At 68.2% G+C, this 14076-nt stretch carries 18 protein-coding genes; 6 read left to right on the forward strand and 12 right to left on the reverse strand.

The genetic code is table 11. The annotated features are described in order from the left end of the window. Window positions 1-22: 22 nt before the first annotated feature. From lptC to N440_RS02815, 3 genes are all read right to left on the reverse strand, one after another. Window positions 23-598 carry an LPS export ABC transporter periplasmic protein LptC gene (gene lptC / locus N440_RS02805; RefSeq protein ID WP_049455806.1) on the reverse strand — a complete coding sequence of 192 codons (576 nt, stop codon included), beginning with the start codon at window positions 596-598 and terminating at the stop codon, window positions 23-25. Next, window positions 595-1143, reverse strand: a complete 549-nt coding sequence (locus N440_RS02810; RefSeq protein WP_006422845.1) for an HAD hydrolase family protein — start codon at window positions 1141-1143, stop codon at window positions 595-597. The genes lptC and N440_RS02810 overlap by 4 nt, the downstream gene beginning before the upstream one ends. A gap of 65 nt (window positions 1144-1208) precedes the next feature. Further along, entirely contained in the window at window positions 1209-2210 is a 1002-nt protein-coding gene (locus N440_RS02815; protein ID WP_133934003.1) for a KpsF/GutQ family sugar-phosphate isomerase, read from the reverse strand. Between the two features lie 54 nt (window positions 2211-2264). Between N440_RS02815 and N440_RS02820 the strand changes: the two genes are divergently transcribed. From N440_RS02820 to N440_RS02830, 3 genes are read left to right on the forward strand one after another with little or no spacing between them, the layout of a single operon-like run. Further along, window positions 2265-2495, forward strand: a complete 231-nt coding sequence (locus N440_RS02820; RefSeq protein WP_006422849.1) for a BolA family protein — start codon at window positions 2265-2267, stop codon at window positions 2493-2495. A gap of 21 nt (window positions 2496-2516) precedes the next feature. Then, entirely contained in the window at window positions 2517-3788 is a 1272-nt protein-coding gene (gene murA / locus N440_RS02825) for a UDP-N-acetylglucosamine 1-carboxyvinyltransferase (RefSeq protein ID WP_133934004.1), read from the forward strand. After that, entirely contained in the window at window positions 3785-4111 is a 327-nt protein-coding gene (locus N440_RS02830; protein ID WP_133934005.1) for an EF-hand domain-containing protein, read from the forward strand. The genes murA and N440_RS02830 overlap by 4 nt, the downstream gene beginning before the upstream one ends. A gap of 67 nt (window positions 4112-4178) precedes the next feature. On the opposite strand, the gene N440_RS02835 is transcribed toward N440_RS02830, so the two are convergent. From N440_RS02835 to purM, 6 genes are all read right to left on the reverse strand, one after another. After that, on the reverse strand, window positions 4179-4862 hold the full coding sequence (locus N440_RS02835; RefSeq protein WP_133934006.1) for a DUF3108 domain-containing protein: 684 nt from the start codon (window positions 4860-4862) through the stop codon (window positions 4179-4181). 2 nt (window positions 4863-4864) lie between these two features. Then, window positions 4865-5692 (reverse strand): DUF3108 domain-containing protein, encoded by an 828-nt coding sequence (locus tag N440_RS02840; RefSeq protein WP_133934007.1) that lies wholly within the window; start codon window positions 5690-5692, stop codon window positions 4865-4867. Window positions 5693-5759: 67 nt separating this feature from the next. Then, complete coding sequence (gene purN, locus N440_RS02845; RefSeq protein WP_133934008.1) at window positions 5760-6413, reverse strand: phosphoribosylglycinamide formyltransferase; 654 nt, start codon at window positions 6411-6413, stop codon at window positions 5760-5762. Then, window positions 6410-6847 (reverse strand): hypothetical protein, encoded by a 438-nt coding sequence (locus tag N440_RS02850; RefSeq protein WP_133934009.1) that lies wholly within the window; start codon window positions 6845-6847, stop codon window positions 6410-6412. Before N440_RS02850 ends, purN begins: the two co-directional genes overlap by 4 nt. A 7-nt stretch (window positions 6848-6854) precedes the next feature. Next, entirely contained in the window at window positions 6855-7340 is a 486-nt protein-coding gene (locus tag N440_RS02855; protein ID WP_133934010.1) for a hypothetical protein, read from the reverse strand. A 20-nt stretch (window positions 7341-7360) separates the two neighbouring features. Next, window positions 7361-8419, reverse strand: coding sequence for a phosphoribosylformylglycinamidine cyclo-ligase (gene purM / locus N440_RS02860; protein ID WP_133934011.1), 1059 nt, complete (start codon window positions 8417-8419; stop codon window positions 7361-7363). A gap of 112 nt (window positions 8420-8531) precedes the next feature. Between purM and N440_RS02865 the strand changes: the two genes are divergently transcribed. From N440_RS02865 to hda, 3 genes are read left to right on the forward strand one after another with little or no spacing between them, the layout of a single operon-like run. Further along, window positions 8532-9659 carry a DUF2066 domain-containing protein gene (locus tag N440_RS02865; protein ID WP_243831277.1) on the forward strand — a complete coding sequence of 376 codons (1128 nt, stop codon included), beginning with the start codon at window positions 8532-8534 and terminating at the stop codon, window positions 9657-9659. Then, window positions 9656-10825, forward strand: a complete 1170-nt coding sequence (locus N440_RS02870) for an AI-2E family transporter (protein WP_006423004.1) — start codon at window positions 9656-9658, stop codon at window positions 10823-10825. Before N440_RS02865 ends, N440_RS02870 begins: the two co-directional genes overlap by 4 nt. Further along, window positions 10825-11532, forward strand: coding sequence for a DnaA regulatory inactivator Hda (gene hda / locus N440_RS02875; RefSeq protein WP_133934013.1), 708 nt, complete (start codon window positions 10825-10827; stop codon window positions 11530-11532). The genes N440_RS02870 and hda overlap by 1 nt, the downstream gene beginning before the upstream one ends. A 466-nt stretch (window positions 11533-11998) precedes the next feature. Here hda and murU read toward each other — a convergent pair whose 3' ends face one another. The 3 genes from murU to N440_RS02890 all read right to left on the reverse strand — a co-directional run bounded on the left by murU (window position 11999) and on the right by N440_RS02890 (window position 14065). Then, window positions 11999-12709, reverse strand: coding sequence for an N-acetylmuramate alpha-1-phosphate uridylyltransferase MurU (murU, locus tag N440_RS02880; protein WP_133934014.1), 711 nt, complete (start codon window positions 12707-12709; stop codon window positions 11999-12001). Beyond that, entirely contained in the window at window positions 12706-13731 is a 1026-nt protein-coding gene (locus tag N440_RS02885) for a phosphotransferase (protein ID WP_133934015.1), read from the reverse strand. Before N440_RS02885 ends, murU begins: the two co-directional genes overlap by 4 nt. Window positions 13732-13795: 64 nt before the next feature. Then, window positions 13796-14065 carry a GlsB/YeaQ/YmgE family stress response membrane protein gene (locus tag N440_RS02890; RefSeq protein ID WP_053449023.1) on the reverse strand — a complete coding sequence of 90 codons (270 nt, stop codon included), beginning with the start codon at window positions 14063-14065 and terminating at the stop codon, window positions 13796-13798. Window positions 14066-14076: the final 11 nt, after the last annotated feature.

A 14076-nucleotide genomic window follows, 5' to 3' on the forward strand; every position in this document is an offset into this window, starting at 1 on the left:
ACGTCGCAGGCTGGCGGCGGGATCAGTGCCGGGGCGTGTAGCGGCCCTTGGACTGGCTGAGGAAATGATACGTGTTGTTCTTCGAATCCACCTCGAAGCCGACGCCGGACTGTTCCATTCCGGGCCGGGTCATGGTCACCAGCGCATCGGTGCGGGCACGGCTTTCCTTCGGAAACACGTCCAGATGGTCGGTGCGGAAGGTGGTGGGCGGTACGCCCGGGCCGGCGGGACTGTCGCCTGCGACGTTGCCACGCAGCTTCATTTCGTCGCCCTTGGCGCTGAGCCAGCCGGTCTCCGAACGCAGCGTCCAGTGCTTGCCGTCCTTGTCGGGCATTTCGAACAGCGGGGTCGCGATGCTGATGGTCTGGTCACCGCGCTGACGCTCCAGCAGCGGTGCGCGCAGGGTGGTCGATTCCTTGCCCTGTTCGTCGAGGGCCACGATGGTGAAGTCGTGCAGGATGTAGTCCACGCCAATCTCGTTGCCGCCGTTGGCCGGTCCCTTGTCACGGTTGCGCAGCGCGGCCCAGCTGCTGAGCAGCGCGGCCAGCAGCAGGCCGATGCCGAGTGCGGTGCGCCAGTTCAGGGTCGGCCGGTTCATGCGCCGAACCTCGCCAGGACCGCATCCACATGGCCCTGGGCGGCCAGCAGGACATCGCACAGCTCACGTGCAGCGCCACGCCCGCCGTCGGTGCGGGTCTGCCAGTGCACGCGCTCGGCGATCCACGGGTGTGCGTTGGCAGGCGCCACGGCCAGGCCCACCGCGCCCAGCGGCGCCAGGTCCGGCAGGTCGTCGCCCATGAAGGCCACCTGTTCCAGGCCGATGCCGTGCTGCGCGCACAGCGCCTGCACGCTGGCCAGCTTGTCACCCACGGCGATCTGGGTGTCGATGCCGAGATCGGCGCCACGCCGGAGCGCGGACTGGCTGTTGCGCGCGGTGATCAGCACGGGATGGATGCCGTGCTGCTGCAGCAGTTTCAGGCCCAGGCCATCCTGCACGAAGTACGCCTTGCTCTCATTGCCGTCCTTGTCGTAGTACAGCCGACCGTCGGTGAGGGTGCCGTCCACGTCGAAGCACGCCAGGCGGACGCGGGCCGCAGCGGCATGCAGGTGGGCGGGGAAGGCGGGCAGGGGGGACCAGGGCATCAGGGCGACAGGCTCGGTGTGGGCGGATGGACGATACAGACTGAATGGGGTCTACGGACTGTCGGTTAAACCACCCGCGCCCGCAACAGGTCATGAATGTTCAGGGCACCCACCGCGCGTCCCTGGCCATCGACCACGATCAGGCCGGTGATCTTGTGGGTCTCCATCAGCCGCGCGGCTTCGACGGCCAGCTGGTCGGCGCCGATGGTACGTGGGTTGCGGGTCATCACATCGGCGATCTTCGCGGTACGCACGTCCAGCGCGCTGTCGAGCGCGCGGCGCAGGTCGCCGTCGGTGAACAGGCCGATCAGGACGCCATCGGCATCGACCACGGCGGTCATGCCCAGCCGTTTGCGGCTCATTTCCATCAGCGCTTCGCTGAGGCTGGCACCGGCCTCGACCCGGGGCAGGTCGTCGCCGGTGTGCATGACATCGGTGATGTGCAGCAGCAGGCGGCGGCCGAGGCTGCCGGCCGGGTGTGAACGGGCGAAATCATCGGCGGTGAAACCGCGCGCATCGAGCAGGGCCACGGCCAGCGCATCGCCCATCGCCAGCGACGCGGTGGTGCTGGAGGTCGGGGCCAGGTCCAGCGGGCAGGCTTCGGCCGGCACGCTGACATCCAGATGAATGTCGGCGGCGGCAGCCAGGCTTGACTGCGGGCGTCCGGTCATGGAAATCAGCAGGTTGCCCTGGCGCTTGAGCACCGGCAGCAGCATCAGGACTTCGTCCGACTCGCCCGAATAGGACAGCGCCAGCACCACGTCGTCCTCGGTGATCATGCCCAGGTCGCCATGGCCAGCCTCGCCCGGGTGCACGTAGAACGCCGGGGTGCCGGTCGATGCCAGGGTGGCGGCGATCTTGCGGGCGATGTGGCCGGACTTGCCCATGCCGGTGGCAACCACCCGCCCGCGGCTGGACAGGATCGCCTGGCAGGCCTGCTGGAAGGCATCGCCGAGGCGGGCAGCGACCGCATTCAGGGCTTGCTGCTCGATGTCGAAGACACGGCGGCCGCTGGCGACCAGGCTGGCCGGGTCGACGGAACGGGGGGGCAGGAGAGGCTCGGCCATGCGGACGCCACGCAGCGGAAGTAGAATGAGCGCTCATTTTATTAGGAAAGCCCGTTGGACGCCGACACCATCCGCAATCTGATCGAAACCGGCCTGCCCGGCGCCCGCGCCGACGTGCGTGGCGACGATGGCGTGCATTTCGAAGCGACCGTGGTCTGCGAGGCCTTTGCTGGCAGGATGCCGCTGGCCCGGCACCGGATGGTCTATGCCACCCTGGGCGACCTGATGGGCGGCGCGATCCACGCGCTGGCGCTGAAAACCGTGACCCCGGCCGAAGCCGGCTGAACCGCAGAAGATCCCGAATACATGGCCAAGATCGTTGTGACCGGCGGCGCTGCGCTGCACGGTGAAGTGAGCATCTCCGGCGCCAAGAACGCCGTCCTCCCCATTCTCTGCGCGACCCTGCTGGCCGATGCGCCGGTGGAGATCACCAACGTGCCGCACCTGCACGACGTGGTCACCACGGTGAAACTGCTGGGCGAGCTGGGCGCCAAGGTCACCATCGACCAGGGCACGCTGTCGCGCGGCAGCGCGATCGTGGTCGATCCGCGTCCTGTGAACCAGCATGTGGCGCCGTACGAGCTGGTCAAGACCATGCGCGCCTCGATCCTGGTGCTGGGCCCGCTGCTGGCCCGCTTCGGCGCTGCGGAAGTGTCGCTGCCGGGCGGCTGCGCGATCGGTTCGCGCCCGGTCGACCAGCACATCAAGGGCCTGCAGGCGCTGGGCGCCGAGATCGTGGTCGAGAACGGCTTCATCAAGGCCTCGGCCAAGCGGCTGAAGGGCGGCCACTTCACCTTCGACATGGTCAGTGTCACCGGCACCGAGAACGTGCTGATGGGCGCGGTGCTGGCCGAAGGCACCACCATCCTCGACAACTGCGCGATGGAACCGGAAGTGACCGATCTGGCGCACTGCCTGATCGCGCTGGGCGCGAAGATCGAAGGCCTGGGCACCGCCCGCCTGGTCATCGAAGGCGTCGAGCGCCTGTCCGGTGGCCGCCACGAAGTGCTGCCCGACCGCATCGAGACCGGCACCTTCCTGGTGGCCGCCGCGATGACCGGTGGCAAGGTCACCGTGAACCGCGCGCGCCCGAACACCATGGACGCTGTGCTGTCCAAGCTGGTCGAGGCCGGTGCGAAGATCGAGACCACCGAAGACAGCATCACCCTGGACATGCAGGGCAAGCGGCCGAAGGCGGTCAACCTGACCACCGCGCCCTACCCGGCGTTCCCGACCGACATGCAGGCGCAGTTCATGGCGCTCAACTGCGTGGCCGACGGCGTCGGCGTGATCAATGAAACGATCTTCGAGAACCGTTTCATGCACGTCAACGAACTGCTGCGGCTGGGCGCGGACATCCAGGTCGAAGGCCACACGGCCATTGCCCGTGGCCACGAACGCCTGAGCGGTGCGCCGGTGATGGCCACCGACCTGCGCGCGTCGGCGTCGTTGATCCTGGCCGGCCTGATGGCCGACGGTGACACCACCATCGACCGCATCTACCACCTTGATCGTGGCTACGAGAACATCGAAGAGAAGCTGTCTTCGCTCGGTGCCACCATCCGGCGCGTGCCATGATCCTGCGCGGCAAGTTCAGCCCGCGTCGCAAGGCGCTGCTGGCGCTGGTGCTGATCGTGCTGGCGTGGCTGGGCTACGCCTGGTACGCCAACATCGCCATCACCCGGGGCATCGAGCAGAAGGACATGGACTGGAACGGCGATGGCACCGTCTCGCGTGACGAGATCATCGAGTCGTTCTACGCGGTTGCGGTGAACGACAGCCAGGACGGCAACCGCCATTGCCGCACCTTCGTCTGGCGCAGCACGGGCGAGCAGATCCGCGTGGACTGCCGCACCGAGTTCACGCCAGCGGAAGCGAAGCCGGCCGAAGCGAAGAAATAAGAAAACGCCCGCGAAAGCGGGCGTTTTCCTTGCGCGACGTGAATCCACGCATGGCGTGGATCTCCGGTCAGTTCATCGCCTTGATGGTCAGGTCCAGCGCGTCGCGATCGTTCTCACGCTGCAGCATGCGCGCCGGCACCGGGAACTCAGGCACGATCCACGCGATCAGTTCCTTGTTGCCGTCGGCACGCGAGACCTTGGTGGCTTCGTAGCTCTTGCCACCCACGGTGATCGACTCCTTGCCGATCACGCGGTAGGTCATGTTCTTGATGCGCCCTTCGTCGACCATGCGATAGGTCAGCGGCTTGCCGGCGGCCAGGTCGCGGGCGATCGCCAGGTTGATCAGCAGTGCATCCATGTCACCGGTCTTCAGCGCGATCGGGCCGGCGCGGTCCGGCTTGATGTCGCCGGTCCAGGTGGCCTGGTTGCTGTTCCAGTTGTAGTTGGCCTGCACGTTGCGCTTCTTCACCAGCAGCGCCGAACGATCCTGGCTGCTGAGCGGGCGCAGCTGGCCGCGTACTTCTTCGAACACGGTGCTCTGGCTCAGGTCGGCCAGCTGGTTCTTTACCTGCAGCGTGTAGCGCCACTTGTTGGCTCCCTCGCTGCTCAGGGTCATGCTGCCATTGGCCTGCATGCCCATGTAGCTGGCCAGGTAATCGGCCTTGAACGGCTGCAGGGCCATGGCGGGCAGGCTGGCCATCGACAGGGCGGCTGCGGCGATCCAGGTGAGGGGGCGGGTCAGGGTGCTCATGCTCAGACTCCTTGGTATTCGATCAGACGAAGGTCGACGCGGTCTTCGCCGTCTTCGCGTTGCAGGATGCGCACCGGGGTGGGGACACCGTTGGCGATCCAGAGGATGGTTTCATTGTTGCCGCCGTTGGTCCGGTAGACCCGCAGCGCGTTGTACGACAGGTCGCCGACCTCGACGTTCTCGGTCTGCTGCTCGGCCTGGTAGTCATGCTCGCGAACCTTGCCCATGTCCACGTAGCGGTAGTGCATGGCGGCGCCCGGGCGCGCATCGCGCATGATCGCCAGGTTGATCAGCAGCGCGCTCTGGTCGCCGGGCTGCAGCGGGATTGGCTGTGCGCGTTCCTTCTTCACGTCACCGGTCCACTGCGCGGTACCGGCCTGCCAGTTATAGGTGCCCACGGCCTTCTTGCCGAGGAACAGGCCCTTGCGCACCGTGCTCTGGCTCAGTGGCGCGTAGACACCGCCGCGTTCCTCGAACACCGTGCTCTGCTCGATGTTCAGGCCGAGCACGCTGGCAAAGCCGCGGCGGCCGACCACCTGCATGTCGACCCGCCACTGGCTGCCGCCGGTGTGGGTGACCTGCATGCTGGCATCGCCCGCTTCCTTGCCCTTGTAGAACGCCTGGTAGGTGGCGCTGAACGGCTGCAGCGGCGGCGGTTCCCACGCCAGCGCAGGCAGCACCGGCGCCGCCGGCTCGGCAGGCGGCTGCACGGCAGGCACCGGCGCCGGGGAGGGCGAGGCGGCAGGCGCTTGCGCCTGGCCCCAGCCCGCAGCGGGCAATACGGCCAGCGACAGCAGCAGCGACGTGGACAGCAGGGTCGTGGTCTTCATGAAGGACAGGGACCGCAGGGAGGGGCAGGATGCCAGCCCCGCAGTCAGCGGGGCGTGTGCACGGGCGTTACCGGTTCAGGTTCCCGGCGGAATCTAGGGCCAACGGGCTAAACAGGGGGTGACCGTCCAGCTGGGGCTGTCCTCCCCGTTCAGCCAGGCGGCCGGCGCACAGCAGCTGCAGGGTGGCGATCAGCAACGGGTGCTCCACGGCCAGCACGCGCGCGGCCAGCGCCTGCGCATCGTCGCCGGGCCTCACCGGTACCCGCACCTGCGCCAGCACCGCCCCGGCATCCAGTTCCGGCACCACCAGGTGAACGCTGGCACCGTGTTCGGCGTCACCGGCTGCCAAGGCCCGCGCATGGGTGTCCAATCCCTTGTGCAGCGGCAGCAGCGAGGGGTGGATGTTGACCAGGCGGCCCTCGAAGCGCTGCACGAAGGCGGCCCCCAGGATGCGCATGTAGCCGGCACAGACGATCCAGTCCGGTGCGGATGCCTGCACGGCATCGCCCAGCGCCTGCTCATAGGCGGCGCGGTCGCTGAATTCCTTCGGCGCGTGTGCCCAGCGCAGGCCCGGTGCCACCCGCTGCAGCGCTGCGGCGCCTGGACGGTCGGAGAACACGCCGACCACGTCGGCCGGCAGGCGGCCGTCGCCGATCGCGTCGAGGATGGCCTGCAGATTGCTGCCACGGCCGGAGGCCAGTACCGCAATGCGAGCAGTCATGCGACCACCGCGCCGCCTGGTTCGTTGAAGCTGGCGGCGACATCCGCACGCAGCAGCACGATCAGGGCGTATACCCCCAGCGCGATGCCCAGCGCGCCGCCCAGGCAGGCGGCACCGCCCGCCACCAGGCACAACGTGCGCTGGCGGCGCTGCCCCAGCCGGTTCGCGGCGGTCAGGCTGAGCGTGCCCAGTGCGCCGATGGCCAGTGCCGCGACAGCGAGGATCGCCGCCAGCAGCACGGGCGACATGCCCGCGGTGGGGTTCCGGCTTTCGCTGATGTAGCCGCCCAGCGCGCCCATCAGCAGGACGACGGACAGCGCCAGCTGGATGCCGCCGTAGACGCAGAACAGGATCCTGAGCGTGTGCAGGTGGCCACCGATCTGGAGCGCGGTCCAGCCAGGCGGCACATTCAACGGGGGCGGGACGGAAGCCATGGAAATCTCAGCTGCGGGAAGGAACGTTGGCTTCGAAGGCCGCCTTCACCTGCGGACGCAGCAGGATGATCAGGCTGAACACCCCCAGCACCGTGCCGAGCGGCGCGAACAGGCAGGCCAGGCCGGCCACGATCAGGCACAACAGGTAGCGGCGGCGACCGGCCAGGCAGCGCCCGGCATAGGCGACGAACGCGCCGAGCGTCACGCCACCGAACACGATGAGGCAGCCGATGATGGTGAACATCCAGCCGAACAGGCGCTGCTCGGCCGGTGACGAGGGCTGGCCACCGGAGTTCATCGGCAGGTGGCCGGTCAGTGCGCTGATGCCCAGCACAATGTGGATGATGAAGATCAGCGAGAACAGCGCGATCAGGCCACCAACCACGTAGTGCGCGATGGACAGCATGCGCAGGTGGTCGGCATCCTGCGCGCTGAACACCGGCACCGTCGCCAGCGGCGGCGGGGCGGGTGACACGGGGGGCGTTGCGTCCATGCGGGCTCCTGGGCGTGCGATCAGCCGATGTGGACGCGCTCGGCGCCTTCGGCGTTGACCACCTGGCCGATGGTCCAGTGCTCCAGGCCCTGCGCCTTGACCGCATCGGACACGGCAGCGAGCTGGTCCGGTGCGACGATCAGCACGAAGCCGATGCCGCAGTTGAAGGTGCGCCACATCTCGCTGTCGGCTACCGCGCCTTCCTTCTGCAGCCACTGGAACACCGGCGGCAGGGTCCAGGACGACGCCTGGATGTCCAGGCCGAGGCCTTCGGGCACCACGCGGATGATGTTCTCGGTCAGGCCGCCACCGGTGATGTGGGCCATGCCGTGGATGGCGGCGCCGTGCGACTTCAGCAGCGACAGGATCGGCTTCACGTACAGTCGGGTCGGCGCCATCAGCGCATCGACCAGCTTCACGCCGCCTTCCAGCTCCAGATCGGCCGGCTGGCCGGCGCGGTCGTAGATGCGGCGCACCAGCGAATAGCCGTTGGAGTGCGGGCCGGACGAAGCGATGCCGATCAGCACGTCACCGGCGGCGACGCTGGCGCCATCCTTCAGTTCGCTCTTCTCGACCGCGGCGACGGTGAACCCGGCCAGGTCGTACTCGCCCGGGGCATACATGTCGGGCATTTCAGCGGTTTCGCCGCCGATCAGCGCGCAGCCGGCCTCGGTGCAGCCGTTGGCGATGCCGCCCACGACCGCCGCGGCGGTGTCGATGTCCAGCTTGCCGGTGGCGAAGTAGTCCAGGAAGAACAGCGGCTCGGCGCCCTGCACCAGCACGTCGTTCACGCACATGGCGACCAGGTCGATGCCGATCGTATCGTGGCGGTTCAGCTGGTGGGCCAGCTTCAGCTTGGTGCCCACGCCGTCGGTACCCGACACCAGCACCGGCTCGCGGTACTTGTTGGACAGGTCGAACAGGGCGCCGAAGCCACCCAGGCCGCCCATCACTTCCGGGCGGAAGCTGCGCTTGACCAGGGGCTTGATCCGCTCGACCAGCTCGTTGCCGGCGTCGATGTCGACACCCGCATCACGGTAGGTGAGGGGGGAGGGGGCGGAAGACGGGGTGTTGGTCACGGGCGTCGGCGCTGGCAGGGGTTGAACGGGCGATTTTAACAGGCCGCATTGGCGCAAAGTCCGTATTCGGGCAACAATTCCCCCCGGATACGTCGAGCCAATGGATGTCCTGATGCGCCGCAGCCTGATTCTGACCCTGCTCATTGCACTGAGCCTGCCGGTGGCCACGATGGCCCAGAGCGGCCTGCGCACGGAGGGGGATGTCGCCACCGCCACTGGCGCGTACGAGGCCGAAGTGCCCGTCAACAGCCAGGCCGAAGCCGATCGCAACGGCGCCCTGGCCCGCGCGCTGAGCGTGGTTCTGGGCAAGTTGTCCGGCGATCGCAGCGTGATGTCCCGCCCCGGCGTGGCGCAGGCACTGCGCAATGCCAAGGATTACGTGGCCAGCTACGACTACAAGCAGGACCAGAGCGTGAGCGCCAGCGGCGCCCCCAGCTTCCGTACCCTGCTGGTGGCGCGCTTCCGCGAGGATGACGTGGACTCGCTGGTCTCGGCGCTGGGCCTGCCGCTGTGGCCGCAGCCGCGGCCGAAGCCGGTGCTGTGGCTGGCGGTCGATGACGGCAGCGGCCCGCGCCTGGTCAGCGTGCAGCAGGCCAATGCCGCCCGCCCGCTGCTGAACCGCGCCATCGAGCGTGGCTACAAGCTGGGCCTGCCCAGCGGGGGCGCCGCCGAGCAGGCGCTGGCCGGGGCCATCTGGCGCCAGGACAGTGCCGCCGTGGCCCGTGCCTCCTCGCGCTATTCGCCGCCGATGCAGCTGATCGGCAAGCTGTACCGCGCCAATGGCGGCTGGCAGGCGGACTGGGTGTTCGTCGACAACGGCCGTGAACTGAACAAGTGGACCAGCAAGGACGCCAACGCCATGCGCGCGATGGCCGCCGGCGCCGACGGTGCCGCCGATGCGCTGGTCAAGCGCTACGCCAAGGCCGGCGTGGCGGTCGGCCAGGCCGGGACCTACCGCGTGGTGGTGACCGGCATCAACAGCGCCGACGACTACCTGCGCCTGGCCGCTGGCCTGCGCGAGGTGCCGGTGGTGCGCAACGTCACCCCGCTGCACGCCTCGGCAAGCCAGCTGGAGCTGAGCCTGGAGATGACCACCGGCCTGGCCGGCTTCAACCGCATGCTGGGCGACAACGGCGTGCTGGTGCCGAGCGCGCCGCTGCCGGCCCTGCCGACCCCGATCGATGACACCACCGGGACCCCGGTCGCCGCGCCGGTCAGCAACGAGTACCGCCTGCGATGACCCTGACCCCTGAAGCGGAAATCGCGCAGTTCCTGCGCCGCCTGAAGTACATCCTGTTCGCCGGCCTGGTCGGCTGGGTGGTGTGGCTGCTGGCGCCGATCCTGACCCCGTTCGTGCTGGCGCTGGCGCTGGCCTGGCTGGGCGATCCGCTGGTCGACCGCATCGAGGCCACCGGCCGCTCGCGCATGACCGGCGTGGTGCTGGTGTTCGCGGCGATGGTGCTGGTGATCGTGGCCCTGCTGCTGGTGCTGGTGCCGATGATCGAGCGCCAGATCACCACCCTGATCGCGGTCGCGCCGCAGGCGCAGGCATGGCTGATGGAGAAGGGGATTCCCTGGTTCGAGCAGAAGACCGGCCTGGAAGTGATGCAGTGGCTGGATCCGGACCGCCTGATCGAATGGGTGCGCAGCCACTGGCAGCAGGCCGGCGGCTTTGCCACCACCTTCATGGGCTACGTCTCGCGTTCGGGTTTCGCGATGGTGACCTGGGTGGTCAACATCCTGCTGCTGCCGATCCTGGCGTTCTACTTCCTGCGCGACTGGGACAAGCTGGTCGAGCGTGTGGCGTCGGTGATCCCGCGCAACCACATCGGCACCATCAGCGCGCTGGCGCGTGAGTCCAACGAGGTGCTGGGCGCGTTCATCCGCGGCCAGTTCCTGGTGATGCTGGCATTGGGCGTCATCTACGCCGGTGGCCTGTCGCTGGTCGGGCTCAAGCTGGGCCTGCTGATCGGCCTGATTGCCGGGCTGATCAGCTTCATCCCGTACCTGGGCGCGACCACCGGCATCCTGATGGCGGTGGTGGCCGCGCTGGTGCAGGCACAGGGCTTCGACCTGAAGCTGCTGATCCTGGTCGGCGTGGTGTTCACCGTCGGCCAGCTGCTGGAAAGCTACGTGCTGACCCCGCGCATCGTTGGCGACAAGATCGGCCTGCACCCGGTGGCGGTGATCTTCGCGGTGATGGCCGGTGGCCAGCTGTTCGGCTTCCTCGGCATGCTGCTGGCGCTGCCGGTGGCGGCGGTGACCAACGTGCTGCTGCGCTATGCCCACCAGCGCTACCGCCAGAGCGAGCTGTACGTGGGTGAGAAACCGGCGATCGTGCTTGATGGCGTGGTTGACCAGCCTCATATCATTCTTCCGGATGACAAGGGCCCCGACCTGAAGTGATGGGTGTGCCGCAACTGCCGCTGGCCCTGCATTACCCGCGGGACCAGCGCCTGGAGACCTTCATCGGCGCGCCGGATGGCGCGCTGGCGCAGCTGCGTGCGATCGCGGTCGGCGCCAGCCACGATTGGGTCTACCTGGAAGGCGCGGCGGGTACGGGCAAGACCCATCAGGCGCTGGCGATGTGTTCCAGTGCCGAGCAGGCCGGCCGCCTGCCGACCTACGTGCCGCTGGCCAGCGCCGCCGGCCGTGTGCGTGCGGCGCTGGATGGGCTGGAGTCGCGCGAGCTGGTGGCGCTGGACGGTCTGGACGAAGTGGCCGGCAATCGCGAGGACGAGATCGCGTTGTTCGATTTCCACAACCGCGCGCGCGCTGCCGGAGTGACCGTGCTGTACACGGCGCAGAAGGCGCCGGAGGAACTGGGCCTGGTGCTGCCGGACCTGCGTTCGCGGCTGGGCCAGTGCGTGCGCGTGCTGCTGCAGCCACTGGACGAGGAAGGCCGCGCCGCGGTGCTGCGCGAGCGCGCGCTGCGCCGGGGCCTGGCGATTGACGAGGCGGCCATCGAGTGGCTGCTGTCGCACACCGGGCGCGAGCTGGGTGGATTGATCACGCTGCTTGATTGGCTGGACCGCGAGTCGCTGGCGGCGAAGCGGCGGATCACCGTGCCGTTCCTGCGCCAGGTGCTGGAAGAAGGCCGGCCCCGCTACTGAGGATGGGGGTTTGTCTGCAGGGCTGCCGCCCTGCACCCGCCGAGGCCAGAGCAACGTCAACGTCAACAGCTGGCTTCCTGAGGGGAGGCGGAGCACTGTGGGCTTGCGGGGCCGCCGTGAACCCGTCCATGGGGGCTTGGTCGCCGCATCCATGCGGCTCACACCCCGCAAGCCCACAGCGCCCCGCCTTCGACAGATTCCCGCGGCTGTTGGTGGGTGTCGACCTTGGTCGACACATGCGAGCGAGCGCAGCGATGCGACCCGCTTTTGCCTTTCTTTTTCTTTTCCGTGGCTGGACGCACACGGAAACTGTCAGAGGCCGGGCGGGGTGGGTTCGCGGGGGTGTCCGCGGCATGGATGCCGCGGCCAAGCCCCCAGGGACGGGTTCACGGCGTCCCCCGCGAACGAACCTACCCCGCCCGGCCAAGCATGGCATCTGCTCTGAAAGCGACCAACCACGAGGGGCTCAGCCGTTCGCCGCCAACTCAACATCCAGCGCGCGCAGCCGATCCACCGTCCCGACATCGGTCCAGCGCCCGCGATGATGCTGTCCCGTCATCAGTCCCTGTGCCATGAAATGCTTCTGCAGCGGCACCACCGAGAACTTCGGCGGCAGCCGCTCGCTGCCCGGGGCATCACCGATCACCGCGCGCCAATCGGCCACGATCGAAGGGCGGTATACACCGATACCGGCATAGGTCAGGCACGGGCCTTCGCGGTCGTGATGCAGCACGCCCTGCGCGTCCAGCCGGTAGTCACCGTGCGGGTGCTGCACGGGATTGTCGACCAGCACCAGATGCGCCTGGCCCTGCGGCTCGCGCGGCAGCGTGGCGAAATCAAAATCGGTCCAGATGTCGCCGTTCACCACCAGGAACGGCGCATCACCCAAGACCGGCACTGCGTTGAGGATGCCGCCGCCGGTTTCCAGCGGGGTCTGTCCTTCGTACATGAAATACAGGTGCAGGCCCCACTGGCTGCCATCACCCAGCGCTGCCGGAAACTGCTCGGCCAGCCATGAAGTGTTGACCACCACCTCGCGCACCCCGAGCGCGGCCAGGCGCTCAAGATGCCAGACGATCAGCGGCTTGCCGGCCACGTCCAGCAGTGGCTTGGGCGTATGCAGGGTCAGCGGACGCATGCGCTCGCCAAGGCCAGCGGCAAAGATCAGCGCCTTCATCGGGCCACGCGCATCGGTGCGGCCAGCTCGGCCAGCGCCGGCTTGATGCGGTCTTCCAGCAGCTGCTGCAGCGGCGCCAGCTCGCGGTAGCGTGGCAGCACTTCATCCAGGTAATCGATGAAGCGCGGCGCGTCGTCCAGATAGTGGCCCTTGTTGTCGCGGTAGCGCAGGCGGCAGAACAGACCCAGGATCTTCACGTGGCGCTGGATGCCCATCCAGTCGGCGTCGCGCAGGAACGTGGCGCGGTCGGGCACCGGCAGGCCGGCAGCGCGTGCGCGCGCGTGGTACTGCGCCAGCCATTCGTCCACGCGCTGCAGCGGCCAGCTCAGGAACGCATCCTTGAACAGGCTCACCGCGTCGTAGGCGATCGGGCCGCGCACCAGATCTTGGAAATCCAGCACGGCCGGGCCGTTGTCGACCGGCATCAGGTTGCGTGGCATGTAGTCACGGTGGGTCATCAGCTGGGCCTGGCCGAGCGCGTTGTCCATCAGCCGGCGGTGCACCAGCTGCAGGCCTTCGATCTCGCCGCAGTCCAGCTCCAGCTGCAGGTGACGCTGCAGGAACCATTCGTCGAACAGGCCGGCATCACGCTGCAGCAGCGCTTCGCCGAACTGGCCGAAGTCGGCCGGCACCGGGATCGCCTGCAGGCGCAGCAGCTGTTCCATGGAGCGGCCGAACCACTCATCGGCATTGCGCTCGTCGAGGATCTTCGCCAGGGTCGGGCCGCCAAGGTCTTCCAGCAGCAGGAAGCCGGCGTCCAGGTCCTGCGCCAGCAGTGCAGGCACGCGCAGGCCGTGGTCGTGCAGCAGGCCGCGCATGCGCAGCCACGGCCGCGGATCTTCCAGCCCCGGCGGCGCATCCATCACGATGTGGCTGCCGCGCGCGCTGGTGGTGCGCCAATAGCTGCGCATGCCGGCATCGACCGAGGCACGTTCGACCACGGCGTTGGCATCATCCAGCTGGATACGGGCCCACTGCAGGCGCTGCGCGCTGCGCTGGGGATCGGAGGCGGGTTCGGTCATGCGGGCATATCCGGGCGCGCCGGGCGCGCCAACGTCGGGAACAGAAAGGAAGGGGGAATCAGCGTCAGCGACGACCGCTGAACAGGCGCAGGATCGCCAGCACGACGATCGCGCCGAGCACGGCACCGAGGAAACCGGCCGGTTCACCGGGGGCGTACCAGCCCATGTACTGGCCGAACCAGCCCGCCAGCAGCGCGCCGAGAATGCCCAGCACAATGGTCAGCAGGCAGCCCATGCGGTTGTTGCCGGGCATGAAGAAGCGCCCAAGCAGGCCGACGAAGAAGCCGACCAGGATGATGTAGAGCCAGCTGCTGCTGCCGAACAGACCATTCATGTGCATGCGTT

The sequence above is a fragment of the Stenotrophomonas sp. CC22-02 genome (assembly GCF_004365115.1).
In the GTDB taxonomy this organism is placed as follows: domain Bacteria; phylum Pseudomonadota; class Gammaproteobacteria; order Xanthomonadales; family Xanthomonadaceae; genus Stenotrophomonas; species Stenotrophomonas forensis.

What these genes read in the sequence shown, in the direction of transcription:
- N440_RS02865 (WP_243831277.1), top strand. Translation starts at nt 8,532, where the DNA reads ATGCGCCGCAGCCTGATTCTGACCCTGCTCATTGCACTGAGCCTGCCG.
- N440_RS02830 (WP_133934005.1), top strand. Translation starts at nt 3,785, where the DNA reads ATGATCCTGCGCGGCAAGTTCAGCCCGCGTCGCAAGGCGCTGCTGGCG.
- murA (WP_133934004.1), top strand. Translation starts at nt 2,517, where the DNA reads ATGGCCAAGATCGTTGTGACCGGCGGCGCTGCGCTGCACGGTGAAGTG.
- N440_RS02840 (WP_133934007.1), bottom strand. Translation starts at nt 5,692, where the DNA reads ATGAAGACCACGACCCTGCTGTCCACGTCGCTGCTGCTGTCGCTGGCC.
- N440_RS02885 (WP_133934015.1), bottom strand. Translation starts at nt 13,731, where the DNA reads ATGACCGAACCCGCCTCCGATCCCCAGCGCAGCGCGCAGCGCCTGCAG.
- hda (WP_133934013.1), top strand. Translation starts at nt 10,825, where the DNA reads ATGGGTGTGCCGCAACTGCCGCTGGCCCTGCATTACCCGCGGGACCAG.
- lptC (WP_049455806.1), bottom strand. Translation starts at nt 598, where the DNA reads ATGAACCGGCCGACCCTGAACTGGCGCACCGCACTCGGCATCGGCCTG.
- N440_RS02815 (WP_133934003.1), bottom strand. Translation starts at nt 2,210, where the DNA reads ATGGCCGAGCCTCTCCTGCCCCCCCGTTCCGTCGACCCGGCCAGCCTG.
- murU (WP_133934014.1), bottom strand. Translation starts at nt 12,709, where the DNA reads ATGAAGGCGCTGATCTTTGCCGCTGGCCTTGGCGAGCGCATGCGTCCG.
- N440_RS02890 (WP_053449023.1), bottom strand. Translation starts at nt 14,065, where the DNA reads ATGAATGGTCTGTTCGGCAGCAGCAGCTGGCTCTACATCATCCTGGTC.
- purN (WP_133934008.1), bottom strand. Translation starts at nt 6,413, where the DNA reads ATGACTGCTCGCATTGCGGTACTGGCCTCCGGCCGTGGCAGCAATCTG.
- N440_RS02835 (WP_133934006.1), bottom strand. Translation starts at nt 4,862, where the DNA reads ATGAGCACCCTGACCCGCCCCCTCACCTGGATCGCCGCAGCCGCCCTG.
- N440_RS02855 (WP_133934010.1), bottom strand. Translation starts at nt 7,340, where the DNA reads ATGGACGCAACGCCCCCCGTGTCACCCGCCCCGCCGCCGCTGGCGACG.
- N440_RS02870 (WP_006423004.1), top strand. Translation starts at nt 9,656, where the DNA reads ATGACCCTGACCCCTGAAGCGGAAATCGCGCAGTTCCTGCGCCGCCTG.
- N440_RS02810 (WP_006422845.1), bottom strand. Translation starts at nt 1,143, where the DNA reads ATGCCCTGGTCCCCCCTGCCCGCCTTCCCCGCCCACCTGCATGCCGCT.
- N440_RS02850 (WP_133934009.1), bottom strand. Translation starts at nt 6,847, where the DNA reads ATGGCTTCCGTCCCGCCCCCGTTGAATGTGCCGCCTGGCTGGACCGCG.